The following is a 26122-nucleotide window of genomic DNA, read 5'->3' on the forward strand; positions in this document are numbered from 1 at the left end:
GGTGAGTAAAACTTGTACAGAACAATTCCAATTAGAGCTAGATTCACAGATGAAGAAAAAGCTTTTTGGGTTGACCAATGTCAACACTCAAATAGCTTAATAAATTGTGCGATTTACCATACTCGCCAAAGTCATTACGCAAGATTAGAAAGCATGGATAATGCTTTTACAACTTACTGGTGTGGTGATGAATTACGTAGTGGGTGGAAAACTTATTATTCTCAAACCACTTATCCTGAATTAGATAAAGTTCTCAAAGAAAATCCACATTACAAAGGTTTGGCAGCCCAAGCAGCAGCAAATATTTTAAGAAAAGTAGCCACACAGCTAGGTTTATCCTTAGTCGAGGTGGGTAGGGCATCTTTGACTGTGCCACAACGATATGACTTGTTTAAAAGGTTAAATAAATCATATCGTAAACGTTGCTTACTATGGCTTGGGCCTGCGTAGCAACATCGGTTTAGAATCCCCTGTGATTCTATCCAGGGGAGAAGTCAAGCTGATTCAGCAAAGCCCAGAAAAGTTTTAGAATATAAAAAACTGAATTTGACCAGAGTGAATCACAGCCGTGAGTCAAAACGGGAAACACCGACAAATCAACAAGAATATAACCTATTATGCCCTGTTAGGATTGCATCCCTCGGCATCGGTTATTGATATTCGGCGGGCTTATTTGCAACTGAGTAAACAGTATCATCCAGATACTACAGAATTACCTGCTACAGTTGCTACTGCTAAATTTCAGCAAATTAACGAAGCTTACGCCACTCTCAGTAATCCTGAACGGCGTTTAAGTTATGATGTTAAAATCGGCTATTCCCGGTTTGGGGTAATTCAAGCACCAACGGATTTAAACCATCCGGTGCGTAAACCCTACGATTTCTCAAAGTCCATGTATCTCGATGCTAGCGATCGCCCCCTATCAGCAGGAGAAATTTTTGTATTATTTTTCTTGGTCTTAACCCTTGTGGGTTGTGTGTTAGTCGCGATCGCTGTTGCTGTTATTCGTGGCGAAACCAGCATACCTACCCAACTTAGCCAACCACAGATTACCCACATTTCTCAACTCCCGACTCCCGCAGAAATGAAGATTAATTTAAACTTGTAAATTTTTAGTTGTTTTTCTAATTTTCCTATGCTTAGTGCCGATACACCTTTATATAGTCATCCGCTACCACAAATTGAAGAGTGGCTCAAAAACCAAGGCTGTCAACAGGATGAAAGCCAGTTACATTGTTGGCGTGTACAACGCCCTGGTTGGCAAGCTGAACTCTGGCTTGATATTGAGCAAATTACAGTCAGGTATATCAAATCTGGCGAAAATGAGCAAGATATCCAACGCTCCTTTAAATATTCTCTCAGCCGTGAAGATATAGAACAAGCTGTGTTTTCTGGTCCGTAAGATTCTTCTTTAAGGGTAGGTAATTGGTCATGGGTTCAAATACATATCCATGCTCAACTACCTAAAAATTAACCATCTTAGCAATTACTGCTCATATCCAGACTAACTACATCTGGGATTTGACCATGTTTAGCAGATTGTCCTGCCAGAATTTGCTGATAAACTGCTTCATAACCATCGGTCATATGTTGTAGGCTAAAGTGCTGATTAACATACTCTCGGCAAACATAGCGGTCTAACTGCTTTACCTGATCAATAGCCTCAATAAAATCTACAACGTTATTGCAAAGGAAACCTGTTTTTCCGTGTTTAATGATCTCCACAGTCGAACCTAGTTTCATGGCAATTACCGGTGTACCTGCTGCCATTGACTCTACCATAACTAACCCAAAAGGTTCTCGCCAAGTGATGGGGAAAAGAGTTGCTACCGCACCCCCCATGAGAGCATTTTTTTGGGTATGGTTCGCTTCACCAAGATACTCAATTTGTTGACCATCTATGTGTGGTTTGACTTCTTGCTCAAAGTATTCCCGGTCAACTGCATCTATTTTACCGGCAATTTTCAAATGCCAACCGGTTTTTTGAGCAATGGCGATCGCTAAGTGTGTACCCTTCTCTGGAGATATCCGACCTAGAAACGCCAAGTATGGCGGATTATCCGGCTGGGGATGAAACTTATAACTATTAACATCAATCCCATTATAAACCGTTGCTACATAATTTAACCCTAATCTGAGTTCCCTCTGGGACTGGGAAATACTCACAAAAGGTTGATGTTTAGCATATTGAAACATCTTTTCATTATCAGGGGTAAAAATCCCGTGCAAGGTGTGAACCGTGGGTGTTTTAATCAGATTGGCATAGGGTAGTGCTGAACAGCACACATGGGAATGAATAATATCAAACTCCTTAGCTCGCTCATAGACAAAGCCTAGTTGTAACATTTCGTATATATTAGGTTCCTTTACCTCTGGGTCGAGACGTAAAGCACGGGGATGAGCTGATACTAGTTTCGCCAAAGTAATAGAATCTCCTGAAGCAAATAGCGTCACTTCATGTCCCCGTCGAACTAATTCATCAGTTAGTAGTCCTACGACTAACTCTATACCCCCATATGCTGGAGGTGGTACTCTCTCGAGTAATGGCGCAACTTGAGCAATTCGCATTACATAACTCCTGCAAAATCAGATGAAAATGACATATCTGTCTGCTGTTTCATAAGTGCCTATAAAGGATTTCATTAGTACTTTTTAATAAGCACATTAATTTAGATTGTATGGTTCATCTCCTATATTTGCTTTCTACCTTAGTAGGGAAATATTGCTTTATTCAGAAGAGTAACTAAGTTATAGATGATTGAAATATCAGTAATAAAATTTTGATAATTTTCTGGAAAATGTTGCTCAAAACAGAGATTTTTTCGGCAAAATTCAATTTATTTAGATAACTTATTGATATTTTTTTTTATGCTGTTATTTTTCTTCACACCAGCCTATAGCAATAGAGAGTTTATCTATCCTTCTCCCATAGGTAGGGATACAATTCCAGTTTTCATCCCCCAAAAGTATGAAATCATGCCATTGACAATGTTAAGGTTTAATGGTATTAAAAACACATTGTGGATATTGATCGCAAAAAAACAGTTAGACTGGAACCGCTCGGTTATCAAGAGTATTTGTAGCGATTATAACAACCTACTTAGAGAATTTTTTGTCGCTGCAGAAAAGAATTGCAGGCTGATATCAATGCTGTGAGTATTCTGCTTTTGATCACAAAAAATAACCGGCATTATGTACAGAATTAACAAAATAAAGCACCCTTGACAAATTCAAGCCCTTTACAATATCATTGCTGTTGTGATCAAAATATCTAATCTCAAGACTAAGCCTATTTAAATAGGAAATATAACAGAAAAACCAATAAAATTTATGCATTTGTATTTTGCCCTAAAAGTATATATGCATATCCACTTTTATTCGAGGTTACTGTTCTAAATACGTATTCTGAATTTGATATTATTGGGGCTAAGTTTGGATAAGATGCTATTCCCTCCTCATTATGCAAATTTGCCAAAATCCCAATTGCTCTAATCCATTCAACCCTGAAGACAATAGATTTTGCATGAGTTGCGGACACAGTAACTTTGGCAAACTTCTGAGAAATCGCTATCGCGTATTGAGGCTTTTAGGAGAAGGTGGATTTAGCAGAACTTATGAAACTGAAGACGTAGACAGACTAAATGCTCCTTGCGTCATCAAGCAATTTTTTCCTCAATTTCAAGGAACAATCCAACGTAATAAAGCAGCACAATTCTTCAAAGAAGAGGCATTTCGGTTGTATGAACTCGGAGAAAATCATACTCAAATACCGAGATTATTGGCTTATTTTGAACAAGGTTCTAGCTTGTATCTCGTTCAAGAATTTATACAAGGTAAAACTCTGTTACAAGAGGTTCAGCAAAAACCCTTTAGTGAACAGCAAATTTACCAACTCTTAACTGATTTATTACCAGTTATCCAATTTGTTCATGCTGCTAACGTTATTCATAGAGACATCAAACCAGACAACATTATCCGCCGCGAAAGTGACGGTAAACCCGTATTAATTGATTTTGGTGGTGCGAAGCAGGTAACACAAACAACCTTAGCTCGACAGGCGACGGTTATTTATACCATTGGTTATGCTCCATCTGAACAAATGGCTGGATTTCCTTGTCATGGGAGTGATTTATATGCTTTGGGTGTAACTTGCGTGCGTCTGTTAACCCAATGTTTACCAATACAAAATACCTATGGACAGATCCATGATCCTCTTTATGATGCCATGAACGGTAATTGGTTATGGCAAGAAGAATTACAGAAAAAAGGGATGTCCATCAGCGATGACTTAAGCCGTATTTTAAATAAATTGTTGAAACATTTAGCTAGTGAAAGATATCAATCAGCCTCGGAAGTGCTAAAAGATTTACGGGATAGTAAAAAATCTGCTGTTGAACCAAAAATTAGCGAAATTATTTTACCTCAATTAATTCGATTACCATCGCTACCAAAACAAATAAAACCCTCATTACCCCCTTTGCAAACCTTTAAATTTGAAGTAGTGACGGTAGATACAGCAGGTAGAGAAGTCAACCGCGATTTACCCACGGCTGAATTTTTTACCGAAAAATTAAACGAAACAGTAACACTGGAAATGGTTTTAATTCCCGGTGGTAGTTTTATGATGGGTTCACCTGACTTTGAAGGAGATGCTGACGAACGCCCTCAACACAAAGTTACTCTCAAACCATTCTTTATGGGTAAATTTCCCATAACTCAAGGTCAATGGAAAGCTGTAACGGGTTTACCTGAAGTCAAACAAAGCTTAAACCCACATCCCTCGAAATTTAAAGGACCCAATCGGCCTGTAGAAAACGTATCTTGGTACGAGGCTGTAGAATTCTGCGCCAGACTCTCAGAAAAAACCGGACGTAAATATCGGTTACCTAGTGAATCTGAATGGGAATACGCTTGTCGCGCTGGAACTACCACATCCTACCACTTTGGCGAAATGATTACCACTGATTTAGTTAATTGTAGTAGCGATAGTTATGGTGTGCATGTAAAAAGCAAATACCGCAAGGAAACAACCGATGTGGGCAGTTTTGGCATCGCCAACGGCTTCGGATTGTATGATATGCATGGGCAAGTGTGGGAGTGGTGTGCTGATACTTGGCATAATAACTATTGTGGCGCGCCTGCGGATGGTAGTGTCTGGGAGGCTGGTGGTGACTTTCATCGTCGCCTAGTGCGTGGGGGTTCTTGGAGTTTTGCCGCCGAACTTTGTCGCAGCGCTAGTCGTAGCTGGAATGAGTCTGATGGTGGTTTGAGGATCTGCGGTTTTCGCGTGGTATTTTCTCCATAAACTGTGATTAATATGACCGTACCTGATAATTTGTATGTCTAAGAGGATGTTTGGAAAGTATTAAACAGGTAATTTTTATCTTAGGGAACACCGGAACACCGGAACACCGGAACACCGGAACACCGGAACACCGGAACAGGGAATGAGGAACAGGGAATGAGGAACAGGGAATGGGGAACAGGGAATGGGGAACAGGGAATGGGGAATGGGGAATGGGGAATGGGGAATGGGGAATGGGGAACCGAAACAATCAAATCCAATCCCCTCCCCTTACAAGGGGAGGGTTAGGGTGGGGTCAAACAATAGTTGATACACTAATCATGACTTATCAAACATCCTCTAATAATCAATGTCTGAATATTATTCAAACGACAGATATTGTAGATTTTATTCCGCTTTTAAAAGAGTTGGAGTTTGGGGATCAATTTAGTTTAGCTATGTTGAGGTGGTGTGGTATTGGCCACCATGATGCCGCTATTAGTTTCTGGGAGGTATATATTGCTAAGTTGGCGGCTGAATCAATCGGTGTTATGGGTCTTTATCAATTAAGTGATAGCCCCTCTCATGTTGTCTGGATGGGATGGTTTGGCTTGCGTCCACAGTTCCGCAGACAAGGACGGGGAACAATGATGATGGATAGGTTAATGGAGTATGCACGGAGTTTTAAATTTCAAGAACTGTGGGTTTTTACTAATTATGATAATTTTGCAGCTATCTCGTTTTACGAAAATTATGGTTTTTTGCGCTTAGGTGAGGCTGTTGATATTTGTCCGGGTAAAACCCATGAGTTATCAGACGTAATTTTGAGATATAGCTGGTAAAGTTCTGCAAACCACTTATTTGGGTTTAAACTTGACTGTAGAAAGTGCTAGTGCTAGGTTGATGGTAAATATGTTAACTAAACGCAAAAGTCGCAGCATTGCAGCAATTTTGGCTTTATCCGGTACCCTGACTATTTCAGGGTTACATAAGTTTTATTTGGGACAACCTTTTTGGGGTGTGTTGTATGTTTTGCTTTCCTGGACACCTATCCCTAAGGTAGCAAGTGCTATTGAGGCCGTGTGGTATTTGGCACAGGATGAAGGGGCTTTTGATCGTCATTTTAATTTGGGTAGGTCAGCAGTGAATAATCCCATCTCTACAGGTAATCAGGTACAAGATATGGCTAAGGCTATGCGGGAGTTGGATACTCTGCGCCAAGATGGATTGATTTCTGAGTACGAATTTGAGCAAAAGCGCCGCCAGCTGCTAGAACAAATTTCTTAAGTTAGCAACAAAATGAACTGGCTACCTTTAAACCCTAAGTTACAAAAACTCCGCGCTAAACTCCTCAATGACCCTTATTATCGATTACAGTCCGGGGAGGAAATTGGTCTGGCGGTAAAATTGGGAATTCGCATTGATGCTAATCAAGCAACTGTAGACGATTGGTTACGCTTACCTGGTCTGTCCATTCACCAAGCGCGATCGCTTGTGGAACTTTCGCGCGCTGGTGTTAAATTTTATTGTATTGAAGATGTGGCGGCGGCTTTAGCTATGCCAATACAGCGATTAGAACCATTAGCGCCGCTACTGAGTTTTATTTACTATGACAACGAATCTCTAGATTATCCTCACCAGTTAGTTAACCTGAATACTGCCACCGTTGAGCAATTATTGCAAATTCCCTTTATGGATGCGTCTCTGGCGGAGGCGATAGTCCAAAATCGTCTATCAGCTGGGAGTTACCCGAACTTAGCCGATTTCCAGCGGCGCTTGGAGCTACCGGGTGAGGACATCGCCAAGCTGATGTATTTTCTCAGGTTTTGAGTCAAATTAAGCCTATGCGATCAAGAGGCCAAAAGCGAAATGCTGCGCGACCGATGATATTTTGTCTGGGTAAAAACCCCCAGTAGCGAGAGTCGTTACTATCGTTACGGTTATCTCCCATGACAAAATATTGGTCTTCTGGAATTTGTACGGGGGGAAATGGCTGATTTGCGGGTTCGGCAATGTAGTCTTCTTTTAAGGGTTGACTGTCGAGGTAAACTTGACCGTTACTGACTTTGAGGATTTTACCAGGGATACCAATGATCCGCTTAATAAAGGCTTGGTCTTGGGGATATCCCCGGCGTTGTAGTTCGGCCGGGGGCTGAAAAACGATAATATCTCCCCTGGTGGGAGGGTGAAAACGGTATGAGACTTTTTCTACCACTAAGCGATCGCCTGTATGTAAGGTAGGTACCATGGAGTCTGATGGTATATAGCGGGGTTCAGCGATAAATATTCTGATCAGTACTGCTAAACATAGGGCGATGGCTATGAGAGTTAAATTTTCTTGCCAACTGCTCCATCCTTTTGATGAGGTAGTAGCTGGTTTGGCATCACTTTCGCGAACATTCATAAAGATTTCAGCTAGTTTAAATGGTGGGACAAATATAGCAAAGGCTTCAGGTTTGGGAAGTCATGTTTTCACACAGACCTCTGTTTGTTGCAGCACCTAAAATAATTGTGACAATTTTTCTAAGCATAAAAGGTCTATTAATTTCTAGATTAAGGTGGAAACATGACGAAAATCTGAGTAATGGTTAGCATTTTTGAATTGGTAAGAATCAGATGACTACTATGAAGTCTAGGTTATGGCGTTTTTCCGGCACTGCACTGACAACAGTTTTCTTGGTTTTCTTGACTGGTGCTTCAGCTGTTGAGAGCAAAAATCAGGATTTAGAACTGAGAATTGGCATTGTGCAACGATTTGGGGAGAATCCTCAAGTTAAGTTGCAACTGGAACCAACACCTGGCGATCGCTTACAGCTAAGATTTACAGCAGGTAATCAGGAAAAAACCCTAGTCACCCAAAACCCAGTCAAGCTAGAAACAGTTATGGAGTCCTTACCGAAGCTTGAGGTGGAGGAGGTAGTAGTTTTAGGTACATACCGCACCTTTGAAACCGCAGAAGACAGTGCCAAAAGTTGGCGTTCCCGGGGAATAGGGGTGGAAATAGCCCAACCGGAAAGGTGGCAAGTTTGGGCGAAACGGGATGTTTATAATACTCCCTTACTGCGACGTTTACTATTCCAGAGTGTGCGGACTGCTGGAAAGGAGATGGCATATATCGACACTAAGATTTTACCAGAAGTACCCAGAGTTACTTGGGAAGTCAACGGCAAGCGTTACAGCCCAAATCATTTAGAAATTAGCACAAATAAACAATTAATTCGAGTCAGAACAGGGGAGAAACTGGAAAATAATCGTTTATATCCAGGAAGACTGACTTTACAGCCCAACGCCTATGGTACATATACTTTAGTGAATGAAGTAGCTTTAGAAAGCTATTTGCGTGGGGTTGTACCTCACGAAATTGGTATAAATGCGCCCACCGCGGCGGTAGAAGCCCAAGCAATTCTCGCCCGCACTTATGCTTTAAGGAATTTGCGGAGGTTTGTCACTGATAACTATCAATTGTGTGCGGATACTCACTGCCAAGTTTATTATGGTTGGAGTGGAACCGCACCCAGTACCGATCAAGCGATCGCCGCTACCAGGGGGATGATTTTAACGTATAATAATCAGCTAGTGGATGCCCTGTATTCTTCCACTACCGGGGGTGTGACTGCTTACTTTAGTGATGTCTGGAATGGTGAAGATCGTCCTTATTTACGCCCAGTAGTAGATGCTGCGACCAACTTGTGGGATTTATCTTTGAAGAGTTTAGCTGATGAAACCAACTTTCGTGAGTTTATTAATCGCCGGGAAGGATTTAACGAAAGTACCTGGAATACCTTTCGTTGGCACAAAGAGACTCCCATTGATGATATTAACCGACTGTTACAAAGATTCCTGGAAATCAAAAATAGTCCCTATGCCAAATTTAACACCGTTGAGGCTATGTCTATAGTCAAGCGTAGTCGCAGTGGGAGGATTCTGGAACTGAGGGTGAAGACAGATATCGGCACTTTTACCCTGGAGAAAGACGAGATTCGTAGCGCTTTTGCTGCTCCCAGAAGTACCCTGTTTTATATAGAACCCCTCAATAAAGGTACAGCAGATTTATGGGGATATGCTTTTATTGGTGGTGGACTGGGCCATGGGGTTGGTTTAAGTCAAACCGGGGCGCAAAATTTAGCTAAATTAGGTTGGTCAAATTCGCAAATTTTACAATTTTATTACCCCGGTACTCAAATTCAAACTCTTAATCCCAACATCAAATTTTAGCTGTAGACCTAAATACTCCTGCAACAGCAGGAGTATGTCACACGGTGAACCCTTAGTACAACTCTTCTTCTTTGTGGGTTTCGACGGTACAGTCAGAAGTTGGTTTAGCAACGCAGGTGAGCACATATCCGGCTTCAATCTGCTCATCATCTAGGAATGACTGATCAGATTGGTCAACAGTACCGCTGACAATTTTACCAGCACAGGTTGAGCAAGCACCAGCACGGCAAGAAAAGGGTAAGTCAAGACCAGCTTCTTCGGCAGCATCCAGAATAATGGTATCGTCGTCACAGTCAATTGTTTTGTTTAAGCCTTCAGATTCATTAATTAATGTGACTTTAAAAGTAGCCATTTAGTTATCCTCTCTTGTTGATAGCGCGTACTAAGCAGATTGTAATTCGTCTTCTTTGTGAGTTTCAATTGTGCAGTCAGAAGTTGGGTAAGCAACACAGGTCAAGACATATCCCTGGTCAATCACGTCGTCCTCTAAGAATGATTGGTCAGATTGGTCAACAGTACCGCTGACAATTTTACCGGTACAGGTGGAGCAAGCACCAGCACGGCAGGAGTAGGGCAAGTCAAGACCGGCTTCTTCAGCCGCATCGAGAATATAGGTATCGTCGTCACACTCAATTGTTTCGTTTAAGCGTTCGGCTTCATTAATTAATGTGACTTTGAAAGTAGCCATTGAGTTATCCTCTCTTAATTTGAACGGCAGTATAAGTTATCCTGAAATAAACCATAAGGCTATCTTTATGGGATGAGCCGCCGGTTATCCACTGCTTCAATTCTGATACTACGGGAAAAATTGCCGGTTTGAACTCAAAATCAACCCCGATTAGTAATGAAGTTTAGTTGTTAAATAAATATAAGTTTATTTTATGTGTTTCCTGCTCCGGGGTGCAAATATCGTACGTTCAGCCCAGGAGCAAAAACACAACTGTAAGGATCATGTATAATTCATAAGGCAGCTTTGGAAACAGCAAAAGTGCGTGTAGGCTTAGTTGGTACGGGATATGCAGCAAAATTACGGGCTGAAGCATTGATTGGTGATCAGCGAAGCAATCTAGTAGCGATCGCAGGTCATCAGCCAGAAAATACAGCCGCCTTTGCCCAAAAATATCAGGCAGAAGTGTTAAGTGACTGGGGAAAATTAGTAGAACGTGAAGATATTGATTTGGTGGTGATTGCGACAATTAACCGCGATCATGGTGCGATCGCCCGTGCGGCACTTTTACAAGGTAAACACGTAATTGTCGAATATCCTTTGTCTGTAGATGTGACGGAAGCTCAGGAGTTAATCACCCTAGCCAAGTCCCAAAATAGACTCTTACACGTTGAACACATAGAACTTTTAGGTGGCTTACATCAAGCTGTACGGGAGAACTTAGGTGAAGTTGGCGATATTTTTTATGTCCGCTACAGCACCATTAACCCCCAGCATCCTGCACCCCGCAGATGGACTTATAACCATGAATTGTTTGGTTTTCCTTTAATTGGTGCCCTGTCACGATTACATCGTCTCACCAATTTATTTGGTAAGGTCTTGTCAGTCAACTGTCATCAGCGATATTGGCAAACAGAAGCGGACTACTATCAAACTTGTTTCTGTATCAGCCAACTGTGCTTTGAAAATGGACTGTTAGCACAAGTTGTTTATGGTAAAGGTGAAACCCTTTGGGAAGCAGAACGGAAACTAGAAGTTCACGGCGAAAAGGGTGGTTTAATTTTTGATGGCGATCGGGGAGTGTTGATTAAGTCTGGAGGACAAACACCTATAGAAGTTGGCACTCGTCGGGGTTTATTTGCTAAAGATACAAGTATGGTGTTAGATCATCTTTTTTATGGCACTCCTTTGTACGTCACCCCAGAAGAAAGTTTATATGTCCTTCAGGTGGCTGATGCTATCCAAAGAGCTGCACAGACGGGTTTAACTATCTTTATGAAAGATTCAGCCGACGAAAATTTATGAAAACTCAACCAATTGTCATTTTATCTACACGGGAAATCGAAAAAATGCGTCAAGCTGGACGCTTGGCGGCCCAATTATTACAGCACCTGGAACCAATGGTTAAGCCGGGGGTAAGTACTCTGCAATTGAATGATGAAGCTGAACGCTGGACACAAGCCCACGGAGCAAAAAGCGCACCTCTGGGTTATAAAGGTTATCCTAAGTCAATTTGTACTAGTGTGAATGAGGTGGTCTGTCATGGTATTCCTAACGCCAAGCAAGTCCTGAAAAACGGGGACATTATCAATATTGATGTCACACTGATTGTTGATGGTTACCATGGTGATACGTCTAAAACTTTCTTTGTGGGTACTCCTTCCCCCAAGGCCCAGCATTTAGTAGAGGTGACGGAAGAATGTCGCCGTCTGGGTATTGCTGAGGTTAAGCCAGGGGCAAAAATTGGGGATATTGGGGCTGCTATTCAAGAGTATGCTGAATCCCAGGGGTTTTCTGTGGTGCGGGACTTTGTGGGACACGGAATTAGTAATATTTTCCACACAGCGCCAGATATTCCCCACTATGGTATTAGGGGGAAGGGTAAACGTCTGCGACCAGGTATGGTGTTTACTATTGAGCCGATGATTAATGTCGGTACTTGGGAGGTTGAGGTGCTTAGTGATGGTTGGACTGCTGTGACTCGCGATCGCCAACTTTCTGCCCAATGTGAACATACTCTGGTGGTGACAGAAACGGGGGTAGAAATTCTGACTCGGGCTGATTGAGATAGTCCCACGGCTTTAAGCTGTGGGATTCCCTGAGATTAAATGTTTAAATCTTGCAAAGCTAAACGAATTTGCTCTACACGTCTGCGGTTGACACCTAAATCCGATTCTCCCACACGAGATGCGGAACGGGTGTGAATCACTGGTTCATCACTGGGTAAATAAAATTCTACATCATCGACAAATTTAAAGATCCGGCTTTTGGAGAGAGCATGAATGTAATTATCTGTCTGTTCTATTACTTCTGTCCTGGGAACAACACTGAGGACTTTAAGTAAGGTTTTTCTGGCTGTGTCTCGGTCTACATGATAGGTGATGGGGTCAATACTGTGTTTAGCATCGGCCTTTTGGCTGACAACACAGTTATTGCTGGGGGGACAAGGACTAAGTTGACCATTTTTAACTCCTAAGGTGGAAGTATCAGCCCAAGTATTGCCGGTAAAGAGTATACCAGTCATGACGGTGCAGAGAATCACCGTAGTGATCCGCCGCAGGAGTTTGTGGGTGAGATTGGCTAGCAGATGGGACATGGTAAATTTATGAGATGATCTGTGAGGTGCTTCTATGGCGGAAACAAATTCTCAAGAGAATAATATTAATACTACCTTGACTGTTTTAGAAAGATATGCGGCGGGAAAACGGGATTTTACCGGGGTTAACTTAGGTAAGGCTGATTTGCAGGGTGTTGATCTCAAAGGATGTGACTTGAGTTATGCTGACCTGAGTGAAGCTAATCTGAATGGTGCCAATCTCAGAGGTTGTGACCTGAGTTTTGCTAACCTAACTCAAGCTGATTTGCAAAATGCTGACCTGCGGGGTGCTTTGTTGTTTGCGGCGGATTTGCGTCAAGCTAATCTCACGGGTACGAAATTAGCAAAAGCTGATTGCGATCGCAATACTCTTTTTCCTGATAACTTTGACCTATTCTCAGTGGGATTGCGAATACAAGAGTAATACCAGTTATACTAATTATACTAAATAAAGGATGAGAGAATTATGGCATTAGCTCGGATTGGGATTATTGGCGGTAGTGGTCTATACAAAATGGCAGACTTAAAGGATGTAGAAGAATTAGAGATTAAAACCCCTTTTGGTTCCCCATCCGATGCTATATTTTTGGGAACCCTGGTTACGGAAAGAGTAGCATTTTTAGCCCGTCATGGTCGTAATCATACTCTAACGCCCTCTGAGTTGCCTTTTCGCGCCAATATCTATGGGATGAAGCAGCTGGGGGTAGAGTATTTAATTTCAGCCAGTGCGGTGGGTTCCTTGAAAGCAGAAGCCAAACCCCTAGATATGGTGATCCCAGATCAGTTTATTGACAGAACTAAAAATCGGGTTTCTACATTCTTTGGGGAGGGAATTGTGGCTCACATTGCCTTTGGTGACCCGATTTGTCAAAATTTAGCTGGGGTGTTAGCCTCGGCGATCGCATCTTTAAATTTACCAGATGTGACACTGCATCGCGGTGGTACTTATGTCTGCATGGAAGGCCCCGCATTTTCCACTAAGGCGGAATCCCATCTTTACCGCAGTTGGGGCGCAACAGTAATTGGGATGACCAACTTACCAGAGGCGAAGTTAGCCAGGGAGGCAGAAATTGCCTATGCAACTTTAGCCCTGGTGACAGATTACGATTGCTGGCACCCGGATCATGATAGTGTGACGGTGGAAATGGTAATTGGTAATTTACAGCGTAATGCGGTGAATGCACAAAAGGTTATTCAAGAAACTGTCAGGCGTTTAAGTGAAAATCCCCCGGTGAGTGATGCTCATTCGGCGTTGAAATATGCGATTTTAACTCAGTTAGATCAAGCACCGGAGGCAACTAAACAAAAGCTGGAATTGTTATTACATAAGTATTATTAATTAATACATAGGAGGAAAGGGAACAGGGAACAGGGAACAGGGAACAGAAATTGTTCATGAATCATTTAGGATTGCTATAGGAGCTAGCCATAATCTTGAATTGGTGAGACGATTGTAATATAAATTATTTAAATTTAGCAATTACAATTTAAGCCTCACCTGATGGTAAATCTACTCAACCAAGATTTGCACAAACCACAATTAGATCATCATCCCAGTGTTAATTCCCAGTTAAAGGTATATCCCCAGGAGTTTAATACCCTGATGAGGGTTTTACCCTATCAGCCCACTGTTTCCCACTCCATGGAACAAGATCAAGTGATTATGCTCCACTATGATCAACTACCTCCCCATGAAGTCCCAGAACACTGTGTTAAGGGATATCAGTTTTTTGGGGTGTTTGATATTAATTGCAAAACTGAATTAGAATGTCGGTTAGATGGTAAGCTATACCCCCGTAAACTAGCGGGTTATGGGGGTATAGGTATTTTTCCCGATGGTTCCTCTCACTGGGCTACATGGAATCAAGAGATGGGGATTACTTTGTTTTTTCTGAAAACGGAGTTGGTGAATGACCTGGTGCAGGATAGGATGACCAATGGTGATGTGGTAATGATTCCGCGTTCTGGTGTGGAGGATGGAGGGGTTTATCATTTAGGGATGGCTTTAAAGGCTGAACTAGCAGCGCCACCAGATTGTCAAATGGGGTCTGTTTATCAAGATACATTGCTCAACGCCCTAGTTGTGCGCTTGGTAAAGCACCATTCTAGCGCCGGTATTCGAGGGCGAAAGGATCCTGGGGGGTTGGGTTTATCTACCTTAAAACTGCTCATTGATTATATTGAGGCCTATCTTGACCAAAATATCAGGTTGGCTGACCTAGCGGCACTGGCAGGTTACAGTCAGGTATATCTATCCAGTATGTTTAAGGAATCAATGGGAATCCCATTGCATCAGTATATTATTCAGCAGCGGGTAAAACGAGCAGCACGCCTGTTGCGCTCATCTCAAATGTTTTTAGTTGACATTGCTGTATGCTGTGGATTTTATAGTCATAGTCACTTAACCCGTTATTTCAAGCGCGTCATGGGAGTCACACCCAAGGAATATCGGTAGTTTAGGCGACTTGAAAATCAAAGTTGAAACTAGCCCAATTTTTCACATCCAATACATAGGAGTCGGTAGATGTGATGTTAGTTTCCGATGTGACTGCACTGGCGTTATGCAAATCCTGCAATAATAGTTGAGCAATTTCTAAAGGTTTCAATAATGCGCCAAAGGGTCTTTGGTCTGTGATGGGATACTTGGCTTTTTCTAAATATCCTAGTGTTTCCCTAAAGGGGGCGGTGCTAAACATCATTTGGTGTTCGCATTCGTAAGCTGGGGCTGGGATCATCCATTCAGAATCTGTTACACCTTTGGGTAATAACATGGTTTCACCTGGGGGAATAACTACTTGTTGGAATAGGGGTTTAGAGTTTAAGTATGTAGATTCTTCGGGGGATTGCCAAGGATAAAAGGCGATCGCATTGATGTTGTTTTTTAATCCCAGCACCATTAAGTAGATGGGGCGATCGCTCTGATTTTGTAATCGGTACTGCATGCGGCTGCCAATGGGTACAATGGGATTACTCAGGGCTGTCAGCGGTAAGCTTTGTGCTGAAGTAAGAGAGCGTGTAGTTTGACGTTGCATGACAACGCGGGGTGATAAGTTGTGAATAATTTCCAGAGTAGCTTTGACTGGTAAGCGCGAAGAACCTTCATTTTCTGTGAGTCGCCATAACTTTGTTGCTAGCAGAGTTGGTAATTTCGGGATTAACCTTTGCACGACTAATTTTACGGCTTCCCCCGATTCTCCAGATGTGTTAGCTATGAGTTTACCGCCGGGAGTAAATAAACCATAGCGACTGGGAGTTTCTGAGAGTTTAGTAAATACACAATCTGCGGGTTGTTCTCCGGCGACTACGGTGGAAACATGGTCAGTTCCAGCGAAGGCACTTGTGGCATCTACCCGCTCAATTCTTTCTAATCGTGTATCTAAACCCACTATTAAATTAACATTTCGTGGTAACACCCGCACGGCTTCTTGAAATACTTGTCCTACAAGCGGGGGAGTTTGTGGTAATATTTTAGATATCTGAGCTTTGGCTGTTAAGCCGTTGCGCGATCGCAAGATTAACTGTTCTCCTGTTAATAGGTTGAATCGGGAATTAGCGCCATAATTTTCTAAGACTTGTGGCGGTAGTCCGGTTAAGAATATTTGGGCTGTTTTACCATCATCTTCTAGGGCTTTAATGACTCCCTCCCCGCCCACTTCGCTGTCTGGGAGGACTAAATTCTCCACGGTTAATGGTTTGAGTGGATTTTTGGGATCATTTAATAATCCCGGTTGCTGATTACTTCCCAGTTTATGCATATAGCTACCCACATGGGAAAGAGTGAAATTAATTGTAGTTGCTGGTGTAGTTTCCCATAGGTATTGGGTAAGTGCGTAGGTAAATAACCCGGCGCTAAACCCAGAAAATACTACTTCCCTGGCTAGTTGTTGAGTTTCAGAAGTAGCAGACAAGACCACTGGATAACTGGGATTAGAGTTTTGATTTTTGAGTTGTCGTAACAACTCCAGTTCTTCAGTTGCTAGTTGTGCTTGTGTTGATTCCGGACGGACGCGAATTCGCCAACCTATGGGCGGGATGCTGGGAGCGTGAAAGCTGGTATCTAATACTGCAGCCACTCTGTTTGTGGGCAGCGATCGCAATAATAATTCTACTGTTTCTGCTAATATATAGTTGACTATTTCATTTTTTTGTGGTATCAGAGGATCATAAGCTGGGACTAAAGCATTTTGGGTGGTATCTATAAAGTTACCGGATTTAATCCGAGTCCCATAGCCACTAAAGTGGAACACGGCCACATCATCGGCTTTGACCCTGGCGAGGTGTTCTGTAAAAGCCGTCTCAATGGATTTGCTGGTAGCATCTTCGTCAGTTAAAGTCAGGATGTCTGAGCTTTGAAAGCCGAAGCGATGAATTAATAGTTCTTTTTGCAGTTCCACATCGGTGAGACAACCAGTTAAACACAGACCCTTTTGGTATTTATTAATGCCAATCAATAATGCTAATTTACGTTGACCAGACTGTGCTAAAGCTTGGGAGTAGCGATCGCTGAAAGTCAACCACTGAGCTTCAGTTATACCCAATACTGCTAGTATAGAACCAATCCGTTGTAAAAAAAACCGCCGCTTCATGAAAACCTCCCAGGACACTCCCAGCTACCCTGACTACTTCACTATGACTTAGTGTTTTTGTGCCACAGTGGCACAAAAACAAAGACACACAGATGAAAAATTACAATCAGCCGTCAGTCCTCAAATAAGACTTTATAGGGCTGATGGGTTGACTGTAAAGTTAAGCTTTATACAGTTTTGCGATTCACCCAGATATTAAGAAGATGCTTGTGCTTGCATTGTCCGCGCCAACTCTGCTGCAACTTCAGGACGAGAAAATTCTGGTGGTGGTAATTCACCCCGGCGCAGCATTTCTCTTACTTTAGTTCCTGAGAGGTGAACGCGCTCCTCTGGTTTACTGGGACTAGTTTTAGTTGTAGCCATTTGCTTGGTGCGTGTGCAGTAGAAAGCGTGTTCAAACTTCATAGGTACTATACCTAGTTCATCCGGCTCAAACTCATCAAAGATATACTGAGCATCGTAAGTGCCGTAATAATCACCCACACCAGCATGGTCTCGTCCCACAATAAAGTGAGTACAACCGTAGTTTTTCCGTACTAAAGCATGGAAAATTGCCTCCCGTGGCCCAGCATAACGCATGGCTGCCGGATTAATTGCTAAAATCACCCTATCTTCGGGATAATAATGTTCAAGCAAAATTTCATAGCAGCGCATCCGCACATCAGCGGGAATATCATCTTCTTTTGTTGCTCCTACCAAGGGGTGCAAAAATAAACCGTCAACGGTTTCTAAAGCACACTTTTGGATATATTCGTGAGCGCGGTGGATGGGGTTGCGGGTTTGAAAACCGACGATAGTTTTCCAACCTTTATCCTTAAACATCTGTCGCGAAGCAGCTGGGTCGATTTGGTAGGCGGGAAATTGGCTATGGGGATGGCGTTCTAATAGCCAAATGTCACCCGCGAGATTTACAGAACCTTGGTTGTAGACTACCTGGACCCCTGGATGTTTAGGGTCATCGGTGCGGTAAACATGAATAGCCTCTTGGGTTTTATCATAGAGATACTTTTGCGTCAGTTGCAAAACTCCGATAAATTCATCGTTGGGGTTATCCAAACGGATGAGGCTACCTTCTGATAATGGGGCAGCAATTTCTGCTGTTACTGATAGTGTAATGGGTATTGACCATACCAGTCCATTCGCGAGCCGCATTTCTTGGACGACGCGGGTGTAGTCTTCTTGGTTCATAAAACCTGTGAGGGGACTAAACCCGCCGATAGCAATCATCTCTAAGTCAGAAACCGCCCGCGCATCAAGTTGTACTCGCGGTAAAAAGTCGGCTTTCGAGAGAAATTCTGCCTTTTCTTCTGGTGTAGCGATACGGTTAACCAATTGTCCACCGTGGGGTGCAATGGTATCTGGCTGTTGAGTCAACGTCATCCCCTTTTTCTTTTAACTGCGATAGCATAGCGTGGCGTCAGCCATATGCTTCAAACTATGTACTAACTTATCAAAATGCTGGTACTGAGTTTACAAAAAGTTTGTGATGGTTTGGCGTGATGTAGTTTTCTGTGTAACCCTTCCTACTCAGATGCTAGTTGGGGAATAGTAAATTATTGTTGAATAATTCCTCCACCTAGAAGTTTATCGCCCTCGTACCACACCGCGGCTTGTCCGGGGGTGATACTGAATTGCGGTTCATCAAAGACTAAACGCACACGGGAGTTTTCCAGGGGAATCACCGTGACGGGGGTGGGTGTAGAACGATAACGAATTTGTACCTGGGCGCGAATGGGTGTGGATGGTTCGGTAATGGAAACCCAATTTACCCGATTGACTGTGCATTCTGGTTGAGTTACCTGGGTGCGATCGCCTACTATAACTTTATTATTGACTGCATCTAATGAAATCACATACAGTGGTTCTGGTGCGGCGATTCCCAAACCTTTGCGCTGGCCAATGGTGTAATGATGGATACCTTCATGTTGTCCCAAAATTTTGCCGTTGGTATCGACAATATCCCCTGGTTTCGGTGCTAGGTATTTATCCAGAAATGCCCGCATGGAACCGTTACTTTCCACTAAGCATAAATCTTGACTTTCTGGCTTGTCAGCAGTTGTGAGTCCGTATTCTGCGGCGATGCGGCGGGTGTCGGCTTTTTGTAGCTCTCCTAGGGGAAATACTGTTGCAGCTAGTAAGTCTTGAGACAAATCGTAGAGGAAATATGACTGGTCTTTGTTCCGGTCTACAGCCCTGAATAATTGGTAGCGACCGGTAACTGGATCATAGTTAATTTGAGCATAGTGACCCGTAGCGATGCGATCGCATTCTAACTTCTCCCGTGCATACTGCACCATGGGACCAAACTTGACTGTTTTATTACACTCAGAACAAGGTAGAGGTGTAATTCCGCCGCTGTAACCATTAACCAAGTAATCGATGATATTAGTTTGAAAGACATCACGAATATCAACCACCTCATGGCGGATCCCCAATTGTTCACATATATCAGCCGCGTCGATCATTCCTTCGGAGCAACATTGACCCTTACCCTTCATCAGCCACAGGGTCAAACCGATGACTTCATAACCTTGATGATGTAGAATAGCGGCGGCGGTGGAACTGTCCACACCACCAGAAAGACCAACGACGACTTTTTGCATATCAGTTAAATGTTGTTAATCATGGGTTTCACTAACAGTGAGCAAAATTTATATATTGTTTATTATGGGTGATTTGGCAGACATGAATTTGGCAATTATATCATTGTAGCACATATCTTGAAACCGTTACCAGACAAAGAATATAAAAAGCTGTACTCACCACTGAGGATTTCAAAGCCATGGAAGATAGACAAGAACTTGCACAGGTTGTCGTCACTGCTAGGGAAATGCGGGAAATTGAAGGGCGGATATTTGCAGCTGGTATGCCGGTAGCGGCTTTAATGGAAAAGGTAGGGGGGTTAATTGCTGCGCGGGTGCAGAAAGTGGCGGGTTCCCGTGTGGGGGTGTTAGTCGGTCCGGGTCATAATGGTGGTGATGCTTTGGTTGTGGCGCGGGAGTTACACTGGCGCGGGTATGATGTGTGGATATATTCGCCTTTTTCTCGGTTCAAGGAGTTGACTGGTCAACATTTACAATATGCTCAGAGTCTAGGTATCCCCTGTTATCAAGAAATTGAGGAATTACCACGTTGTGATTTTTTGATTGATGGGTTGTTTGGCTTTGGCTTAGAAAAACCAATTACTGATTCCCTGGCCTGGGCGATTAATCGCTTTAATGAATGGGAGCAGCCGATTTTGAGTATTGATATTCCTTCGGGTATACATACTGATACGGGTGAGGTTTTAGGCACTGCTATTCGGGCGACTCAGACGTTTTGTCTGGGTTTGTGGAAGTTGGCTTTTTTCCAAGACCAAGCTTTAGAATATATTGGCAAGGCGGAGTTAATTGATTTTCATATCCCTGGGGTAGATGTGCAAGCTGTTTTAGGGAATGCACCCCTTAAACGCATTACCCCAACTCAGGCTTTGTCAACTTTACCCTTACCCCGTCCACCAGTTACCCACAAGTATCAAGCTGGTCATTTACTGCTGATTTGTGGTTCCCGTCGCTATGCAGGGGGAGCAATTTTAACGGCTTTGGGTGGGCGTGCTAGTGGTGTGGGTATGCTTTCAGTGGCTGTACCGGAGTCTTTAAAGCCGCTGTTGGTGTCCCATTTACCGGAGGCTTTAATTATTGGCTGTCCAGAGACACAAACCGGAGCTATAGACTATCTGCAATTACCAGAAAAAACTGATTTTAGTTCCTTTAGTGCGATCGCCTGTGGTCCTGGTTTAACATTAGATGCTACTCCCATTGTCCAGGAGGTGATTGCTAGCGATCGCCCTTTAGTTTTAGATGCGGATGCTTTAAATATTTTAGCACAGATGGGAACCATCCCCACATTACAAAAACGTCAAGGGGCGACGGTTCTTACACCCCACACCGGGGAATTTCGGCGTTTATTCCCCCTTCTTCCCGACCCCAAGGGAGATAGAGTTAAAGCAGTGCAAGCAGCAGCAGCCCAAACTGGGGCTATAGTCTTATTAAAAGGGGCGAGAACTGCCATATCCAACCCCCAGGGTGGAATTTGGATTAATCCTGAAAGTACCCCAGCTTTAGCCCGGGGTGGTAGTGGGGATGTCTTGACGGGGTTGATAGGGGGACTGTGGGCACAAGCTGGAACTAGAGAAATTGCTGTCGAGGATATTGTGGCTACTGGGGCTTGGTGGCACGCTCAAGCGGGGATTTTAGCCGCCCAAGAGCGCACGGAAATGGGTGTAGATGCTTTTACCTTGACAGAATATCTGATGAAAGTTCTTTCAGAATGGGTGACCTGAGATTCGAACTCAGAACCAGCGGATTAAGAGTCCGATGCTCTGCCGTTGAGCTAGTCACCCTTAACTTTTCCGATTATATCACATTGATGGTAGATTTGCAAGCCTAACCAATGGGATGATTGCCGGGGTTTACAGCGTGAATTTGTTCACTACCGGATTGGGGTCTACCTCGTTTGTAGCGCGCTGCTTCTGGGTTACCCCATCCTAGTTGCAAAATCATTTCCAGAAAGTTAGAATTTTCCCACTTCCATAAACTTGCCCATTCTGTGGTTTGAGCAATTCTCTTGACATCATACTGGTAGATTTTTTGGTGTTGTTTATTGTTGTTAAAACTCAAGTATAAATCCATCCCTACAGTGACTTCATGCCAAAATTCTAATATGGAATTTTTCCCTGCTTTAATAATTTCTAAGTCGCTGCTCAGGGAAATTAATTCTGGGTCAACTTCTGGATAATGTAAACTTTTACCTTTGACTGTGATTTTTTGCCAAACAATACCAGATACCTGATTTTCTCGTTGATATGCGTGAATGGCGGCTTGAAAATCTTGATAGGCGGTGAATTTTTGCAGCCCATCAGTTCTGATAAACTGGTCAATGACAGGATTACCAGAAACTGTCACCTCTAATTTAAGGCGTTTCCCTGTGAGACAAGCTTGGCGTTCATTTGCCAAGATTTTGATTAGCTCTTCGGTAGTATAAACCTTTGACATCAAAACACACTCCTAACTTGTGAAGATGGTAGATGTTTCAGGTTGGTGTTTCTGTTCTTAAGAAACAATAGTGTTGATGTTGGTTGATTCTAATATAGTCTTTTCCATGCTCGTGAGTTACAAACTTTTTTAGTTTGAGGGAACACCGGAACACCGGAACACCGGAATAGGGAATAGGGAATTGGTGTGGACTTCATGATCCTGAAAAAGGCTTTATTATCGCTTAAAAGCGCGGGTAGACCTTGGCCTACCCTAAAAGTTATTCGGCTAATTCACTACTAAACTCGTTGAATGAACGTCGCTGCAATGGTAAAGATTCAGAACGTGGTAATAAATTGAACACTTCTCTAAATTTATCGTCGATTTCTGCGTAAGGGACTTGACCGGTTTTATTTAACAGCACTTCACCTGATTGGTTGAAAACTACGACCTGGGGAACCGCGCCAGAATAGTAGTATCCTGGTTCTGTGGGTTCATAGCTAGATTTTACAGGGATAGTATCTACATCTATGGGGATAATTTCCGCTGCTCGTCCGTAGAATTCCTGGACTGTGGATATGGAGATGGCATATTCTTTACAATCTCTGCTGTCATCGATGTAAAAGGCTAAAAATACCGGTTTATGTTCTTCTAAAGATTTGGCTAAACTTTGTCTGGGGGGAACCAGTGAACCGTTACCAGCATAAACCACGAAAATGTTACCATCATAAACATCATCATTAATACCAGCCAAGGCAGGTTGTATATTGATCATCAATACACAAGCAAGCAAGAAGAGGCATTTTTTCAGTAAAAAAACAAGCTTTATGCTTTTCATCCCAGAGCACCTTACAATTAATTCTCGTCGGTTTGTGCGGAATTAGTCCAACTGAACTGGATATATAATTACATTTACGCACTATTTTCTAAAATAACAGCCAGAGTTAGGTTACGGATGTGGGAAATAAAATTAAACTCATAGATAGACTGCGACTAGGTTTGGCGGTATCGGTGGCTAAAGGTGTAACTTTGATAGTGCGATCGCTGGGTCTGGGTGCTGCTAGTGTATTACCAGGGTCTATTGCGCGTCGGATTGAACCGCGGTTGTTGCGGTTGTTGAGTCAGCAAGTTAAAAATGGTATAATTGTCATTGCTGGTACTAATGGCAAAACTACCACGGCTCTGCTGTTATGTGGTATTTTAAGACGCCAAGGTTACCGCATTGCCCATAATTCCACAGGCGCAAACTTGGAAAATGGCTTGATGACGGCGTTGATGGAAAATGCTGACTTTCTGGGAAGGCTAAATGTTGACTATGGGATTCTAGAAGTAGATGAGAATATTGTACCCAAGGTTTTACAGCCCCTCCAACCCAGAATCATTCTGTGTTTAAACCTATTCCGTGACCAACTAGATAGGTATGGGGAAGTAGACACTATTAGTAAGCGCTGGACAAAGGTAATTTCTACCCTCCCTCTGGAAACGGTGGTAATCCCCAATGCTGATGACCCAACTTTATCTTATCTGGGGCAGCAACTACCCCAAAAGGTGTTATTTTTTGGGATGAATGAACCTGAACAGTATTTAGAAGCTATTCCCCACGCTGTGGATTCTATTTATTGTCCGAGTTGTGGACACTCTCTAGATTATCAAGGTGTGTATTTGTCTCACTTGGGAGATTTTACTTGTCCCCAATGTGGTTTTAGTAAAAGTCAACCTAGTCTAGAAAGCAGTGAATGGTCACAGATTTTAGTAGGTTTATATAATAAGTATAATACCTTGGCGGCTGTGACGGCGGCGCGAGAGTTGGGGGTTGATCAAGGGATAATTCAAGAGACTATTAATAATTTTCAAGCTGCTTTTGGTCGGGCGGAAGATTTGGTATTTAATAATAAACGGGTGCGGATTTTGTTATCTAAAAACCCGGTGGGGACTAATGAGACAATTCGAGTTGTTACCCAAAGCCAAGACAGCACCACCTTATTAGTGTTAAACGATCGCACCCCTGATGGTACTGATGTATCTTGGATTTGGGACGTAGATACAGAAAAACTAGTGGAAAGGGGGGGGACTTTAGTAGTCAGTGGCGATCGCGTCTATGACATGGCCTTACGTCTGCGCTACAGTCAGGAGTTAAACCAGAGTAACTTAAATTTGATTGTAGAGGAAGATTTGGCGCAGGCGATCGCCACTGCGTTACAACACACTCCAGAAAATGAAACCCTGCATATTCTCCCGACTTATTCGGCTATGTTAGAAGTCAGGGAGATTCTCACCGGGAGGAAAATTCTCTAAGCTTTTGGTCAGCTTCAGGTTGAGGGGATGGGATAACACCTGGGTGGGTAAGATCCCCGACTTCTTAGATAATTGGCATAATCTCATATAAGTCCAGAAGTCGGGGATCTGTGTGAATCGAAGATCATGTATTTGATTATCTTGAGGGGATGCGATCGCACCACCACCGAAATCACCCTAAGTCCCCAAGGGAGAAATATCACAGTCATTCGCGGATAACCTGGTCATCTATCCCAGTCAACAGTCAACAGTCAACCGTCAACCGTCAACCTAAACTATTATGACTAAATGGTTTAACACCGCAGGCCCTTGTAAGCCAAATATCCACTATACCTTACCCACCAGTCAGCGGTTACCAGAGTTAAAACGCCTGATTGAGCAACAAAATTACTTTGTTATCCATGCACCCAGACAAACCGGTAAAACCACTGCCATGCTGACCTTGGCACAGGAATTAACAGCCAGTGGTAAGTACACAGCCGTGTTACTGTCCTTAGAAGTGGGTGCAGTATTCCCCCATGATCCCCTGGCGGCGCAAAATAGTATTTTAAATCACTGGCAGAATCAAATCCGGTTTTTGAAGTTACCCTTACCACATATCAATCAGATTAAGGAAGAAACGGGAATCACCCAGTTAGATTTACAAACTGTTCTCAGTATGTGGGCTACTAGTTCTCCCCTCCCCCTGGTAGTATTTTTAGATGAAATTGATGCTTTAAGTGATGAAACTCTCATCTCTGTACTGCGCCAATTACGCTCCGGTTATCCCAATCGCCCCCAAGGTTTCCCCCAATGTGTAGCGTTAATTGGGATGCGGGATGTCCGGGATTATAAGGTAGCTTCCGGTGGTAGTGATAGGTTAAATACCTCTAGCCCTTTTAACATCAAGGTGCGCTCTCTGACTTTAAGTAATTTCACCTTAAAAGAGGTAAAAAGTCTGTATGAACAACATACCGCAGCCACAGGACAAATCTTTACCCCCGAAGCCATTAACCACGCCTATGATTTAACCCAGGGTCAACCTTGGTTAGTCAACGCTTTAGCTAAAGAAGTTACAGAGTATTTAGCAGAAGATGTGAATACTCCTATCACGGTAGATTTAATCAATCAAGCTAAAGATATACTAATTCAAAGGCAAGACACCCATTTAGATAGTTTAGCAGAGCGATTGCGGGAAGATAGGGTAAAAGCAATTATTCAACCCATGTTAGCTGGGGAAGAATTACCAGATGTGCCTAATGATGATATTCGTTTTCTCCTAGATTTAGGATTGTGTCGCTATCATCCCATCAGAGGTTTAGAAATTGCCAACCCGATTTATAGAGAAGTTTTACCTAAAGTTTTAGCATATACCCCCATTATGTCCTTAGGGGTGATTGAACCTGAATGGTTGAGTCCTAGTGGTGAATTAATCCCAGAAAAATTATTAGACTTATTCTTAGACTTTTGGCGACAACATGGGGAACC

Annotated in this window: 27 protein-coding genes and 1 tRNA gene; 17 read left to right on the top strand and 11 right to left on the bottom strand. The window is 42.9% G+C overall.

Annotated features, from left to right (window positions below; genetic code table 11):
• The first annotated feature begins 12 nt into the window (after positions 1-12).
• From PN447_RS10570 to PN447_RS10580, 3 genes are all read left to right on the top strand, one after another.
• Entirely contained in the window at positions 13-450 is a 438-nt protein-coding gene (locus tag PN447_RS10570) for a hypothetical protein (RefSeq protein ID WP_442867093.1), read from the top strand.
• 118 nt (positions 451-568) lie between these two features.
• Positions 569-1108 carry a J domain-containing protein gene (locus tag PN447_RS10575; protein ID WP_271762948.1) on the top strand — a complete coding sequence of 180 codons (540 nt, stop codon included), beginning with the start codon at positions 569-571 and terminating at the stop codon, positions 1106-1108.
• Between the two features lie 27 nt (positions 1109-1135).
• Positions 1136-1402, top strand: coding sequence for a DUF3143 domain-containing protein (locus tag PN447_RS10580; protein ID WP_271762949.1), 267 nt, complete (start codon positions 1136-1138; stop codon positions 1400-1402).
• Positions 1403-1479: 77 nt separating this feature from the next.
• Here PN447_RS10580 and PN447_RS10585 read toward each other — a convergent pair whose 3' ends face one another.
• Positions 1480-2568 (bottom strand): glycosyltransferase family 4 protein, encoded by a 1089-nt coding sequence (locus PN447_RS10585; RefSeq protein ID WP_271762952.1) that lies wholly within the window; start codon positions 2566-2568, stop codon positions 1480-1482.
• A gap of 892 nt (positions 2569-3460) precedes the next feature.
• Between PN447_RS10585 and PN447_RS10590 the strand changes: the two genes are divergently transcribed.
• From PN447_RS10590 to PN447_RS10610, 5 genes are all read left to right on the top strand, one after another.
• Positions 3461-5305 (top strand): bifunctional serine/threonine-protein kinase/formylglycine-generating enzyme family protein, encoded by a 1845-nt coding sequence (locus tag PN447_RS10590; RefSeq protein WP_271762953.1) that lies wholly within the window; start codon positions 3461-3463, stop codon positions 5303-5305.
• Between the two features lie 156 nt (positions 5306-5461).
• Entirely contained in the window at positions 5462-5593 is a 132-nt protein-coding gene (locus tag PN447_RS10595; protein ID WP_271762954.1) for a hypothetical protein, read from the top strand.
• Positions 5594-5625: 32 nt separating this feature from the next.
• The gene (locus PN447_RS10600; protein WP_271762956.1) at positions 5626-6126 is read left to right on the top strand and encodes a GNAT family N-acetyltransferase; all 501 of its coding nucleotides are present in this window, start codon (positions 5626-5628) and stop codon (positions 6124-6126) included.
• A gap of 70 nt (positions 6127-6196) precedes the next feature.
• Positions 6197-6571: an NINE protein gene (locus PN447_RS10605; RefSeq protein ID WP_271762985.1), complete on the top strand. Its 375-nt coding sequence runs from the start codon at positions 6197-6199 to the stop codon at positions 6569-6571.
• Between the two features lie 12 nt (positions 6572-6583).
• Positions 6584-7114 carry a ComEA family DNA-binding protein gene (locus PN447_RS10610; RefSeq protein ID WP_271762957.1) on the top strand — a complete coding sequence of 177 codons (531 nt, stop codon included), beginning with the start codon at positions 6584-6586 and terminating at the stop codon, positions 7112-7114.
• 1 nt (position 7115) lies between these two features.
• Here the strand turns inward: PN447_RS10610 and lepB are convergent, their stop codons facing one another.
• Positions 7116-7688, bottom strand: coding sequence for a signal peptidase I (gene lepB / locus PN447_RS10615; protein WP_271762959.1), 573 nt, complete (start codon positions 7686-7688; stop codon positions 7116-7118).
• A 212-nt stretch (positions 7689-7900) separates the two neighbouring features.
• On the opposite strand from lepB, the gene PN447_RS10620 reads away from it, so the two are divergent.
• On the top strand, positions 7901-9499 hold the full coding sequence (locus tag PN447_RS10620; protein ID WP_271762960.1) for a SpoIID/LytB domain-containing protein: 1599 nt from the start codon (positions 7901-7903) through the stop codon (positions 9497-9499).
• Positions 9500-9551: 52 nt separating this feature from the next.
• Here the strand turns inward: PN447_RS10620 and PN447_RS10625 are convergent, their stop codons facing one another.
• Together PN447_RS10625 and PN447_RS10630 are read right to left on the bottom strand one after the other, a co-directional pair.
• Positions 9552-9851 carry a ferredoxin gene (locus tag PN447_RS10625; protein WP_271762961.1) on the bottom strand — a complete coding sequence of 100 codons (300 nt, stop codon included), beginning with the start codon at positions 9849-9851 and terminating at the stop codon, positions 9552-9554.
• Positions 9852-9881: 30 nt separating this feature from the next.
• Complete coding sequence (locus PN447_RS10630; RefSeq protein ID WP_271762963.1) at positions 9882-10187, bottom strand: ferredoxin; 306 nt, start codon at positions 10185-10187, stop codon at positions 9882-9884.
• Positions 10188-10472: 285 nt separating this feature from the next.
• Between PN447_RS10630 and PN447_RS10635 the strand changes: the two genes are divergently transcribed.
• Positions 10473-11471 carry a Gfo/Idh/MocA family protein gene (locus tag PN447_RS10635; protein WP_271762965.1) on the top strand — a complete coding sequence of 333 codons (999 nt, stop codon included), beginning with the start codon at positions 10473-10475 and terminating at the stop codon, positions 11469-11471.
• Positions 11468-12232 carry a type I methionyl aminopeptidase gene (gene map, locus PN447_RS10640; RefSeq protein WP_271762967.1) on the top strand — a complete coding sequence of 255 codons (765 nt, stop codon included), beginning with the start codon at positions 11468-11470 and terminating at the stop codon, positions 12230-12232. Before PN447_RS10635 ends, map begins: the two co-directional genes overlap by 4 nt.
• 38 nt (positions 12233-12270) lie before the next feature.
• On the opposite strand, the gene PN447_RS10645 is transcribed toward map, so the two are convergent.
• Entirely contained in the window at positions 12271-12762 is a 492-nt protein-coding gene (locus tag PN447_RS10645) for a DUF1499 domain-containing protein (protein ID WP_271762969.1), read from the bottom strand.
• A gap of 34 nt (positions 12763-12796) precedes the next feature.
• On the opposite strand from PN447_RS10645, the gene PN447_RS10650 reads away from it, so the two are divergent.
• From PN447_RS10650 to PN447_RS10660, 3 genes are all read left to right on the top strand, one after another.
• Positions 12797-13186: a pentapeptide repeat-containing protein gene (locus PN447_RS10650; protein ID WP_271762970.1), complete on the top strand. Its 390-nt coding sequence runs from the start codon at positions 12797-12799 to the stop codon at positions 13184-13186.
• Positions 13187-13228: 42 nt separating this feature from the next.
• Complete coding sequence (locus PN447_RS10655; RefSeq protein WP_271762971.1) at positions 13229-14101, top strand: S-methyl-5'-thioadenosine phosphorylase; 873 nt, start codon at positions 13229-13231, stop codon at positions 14099-14101.
• 162 nt (positions 14102-14263) lie between these two features.
• Positions 14264-15217, top strand: a complete 954-nt coding sequence (locus PN447_RS10660) for a helix-turn-helix transcriptional regulator (protein ID WP_271762972.1) — start codon at positions 14264-14266, stop codon at positions 15215-15217.
• A gap of 1 nt (position 15218) precedes the next feature.
• Here PN447_RS10660 and PN447_RS10665 read toward each other — a convergent pair whose 3' ends face one another.
• The 3 genes from PN447_RS10665 to mnmA form a co-directional block, all read right to left on the bottom strand.
• Positions 15219-17348, bottom strand: a complete 2130-nt coding sequence (locus tag PN447_RS10665) for a caspase family protein (protein ID WP_271762973.1) — start codon at positions 17346-17348, stop codon at positions 15219-15221.
• Positions 17349-17543: 195 nt separating this feature from the next.
• Positions 17544-18728, bottom strand: a complete 1185-nt coding sequence (sat, locus tag PN447_RS10670; RefSeq protein WP_442867094.1) for a sulfate adenylyltransferase — start codon at positions 18726-18728, stop codon at positions 17544-17546.
• A gap of 173 nt (positions 18729-18901) precedes the next feature.
• Positions 18902-19951 carry a tRNA 2-thiouridine(34) synthase MnmA gene (mnmA, locus tag PN447_RS10675; RefSeq protein WP_271762975.1) on the bottom strand — a complete coding sequence of 350 codons (1050 nt, stop codon included), beginning with the start codon at positions 19949-19951 and terminating at the stop codon, positions 18902-18904.
• 179 nt (positions 19952-20130) lie between these two features.
• Here mnmA and PN447_RS10680 point away from each other — a divergent pair, with 179 nt between their 5' ends.
• On the top strand, positions 20131-21669 hold the full coding sequence (locus PN447_RS10680; RefSeq protein WP_271762977.1) for an NAD(P)H-hydrate dehydratase: 1539 nt from the start codon (positions 20131-20133) through the stop codon (positions 21667-21669).
• Here PN447_RS10680 and PN447_RS10685 read toward each other — a convergent pair.
• From PN447_RS10685 to PN447_RS10695, 3 genes are all read right to left on the bottom strand, one after another.
• Positions 21658-21729 (bottom strand) — tRNA-Lys (locus PN447_RS10685). The genes PN447_RS10680 and PN447_RS10685 overlap by 12 nt on opposite strands.
• A gap of 43 nt (positions 21730-21772) precedes the next feature.
• Positions 21773-22381 (bottom strand): hypothetical protein, encoded by a 609-nt coding sequence (locus PN447_RS10690; RefSeq protein ID WP_271762978.1) that lies wholly within the window; start codon positions 22379-22381, stop codon positions 21773-21775.
• 259 nt (positions 22382-22640) lie between these two features.
• Positions 22641-23198 (bottom strand): thylakoid membrane photosystem I accumulation factor, encoded by a 558-nt coding sequence (locus tag PN447_RS10695; RefSeq protein WP_271762980.1) that lies wholly within the window; start codon positions 23196-23198, stop codon positions 22641-22643.
• A 119-nt stretch (positions 23199-23317) separates the two neighbouring features.
• Between PN447_RS10695 and PN447_RS10700 the strand changes: the two genes are divergently transcribed.
• A complete protein-coding gene (locus PN447_RS10700; protein ID WP_271762981.1) occupies positions 23318-24655 on the top strand; it encodes a Mur ligase family protein in 1338 nt (445 codons plus the stop codon).
• 280 nt (positions 24656-24935) lie between these two features.
• Positions 24936-26122 (top strand): AAA-like domain-containing protein (locus PN447_RS10705; RefSeq protein WP_271762982.1); only part of this gene is annotated, 1187 nt, incomplete at its 3' end.

It is taken from the genome of Anabaena sp. CS-542/02 (assembly GCF_028331085.1).
Classification (GTDB): Bacteria; Cyanobacteriota; Cyanobacteriia; order Cyanobacteriales; family Nostocaceae; genus Anabaenopsis; species Anabaenopsis arnoldii.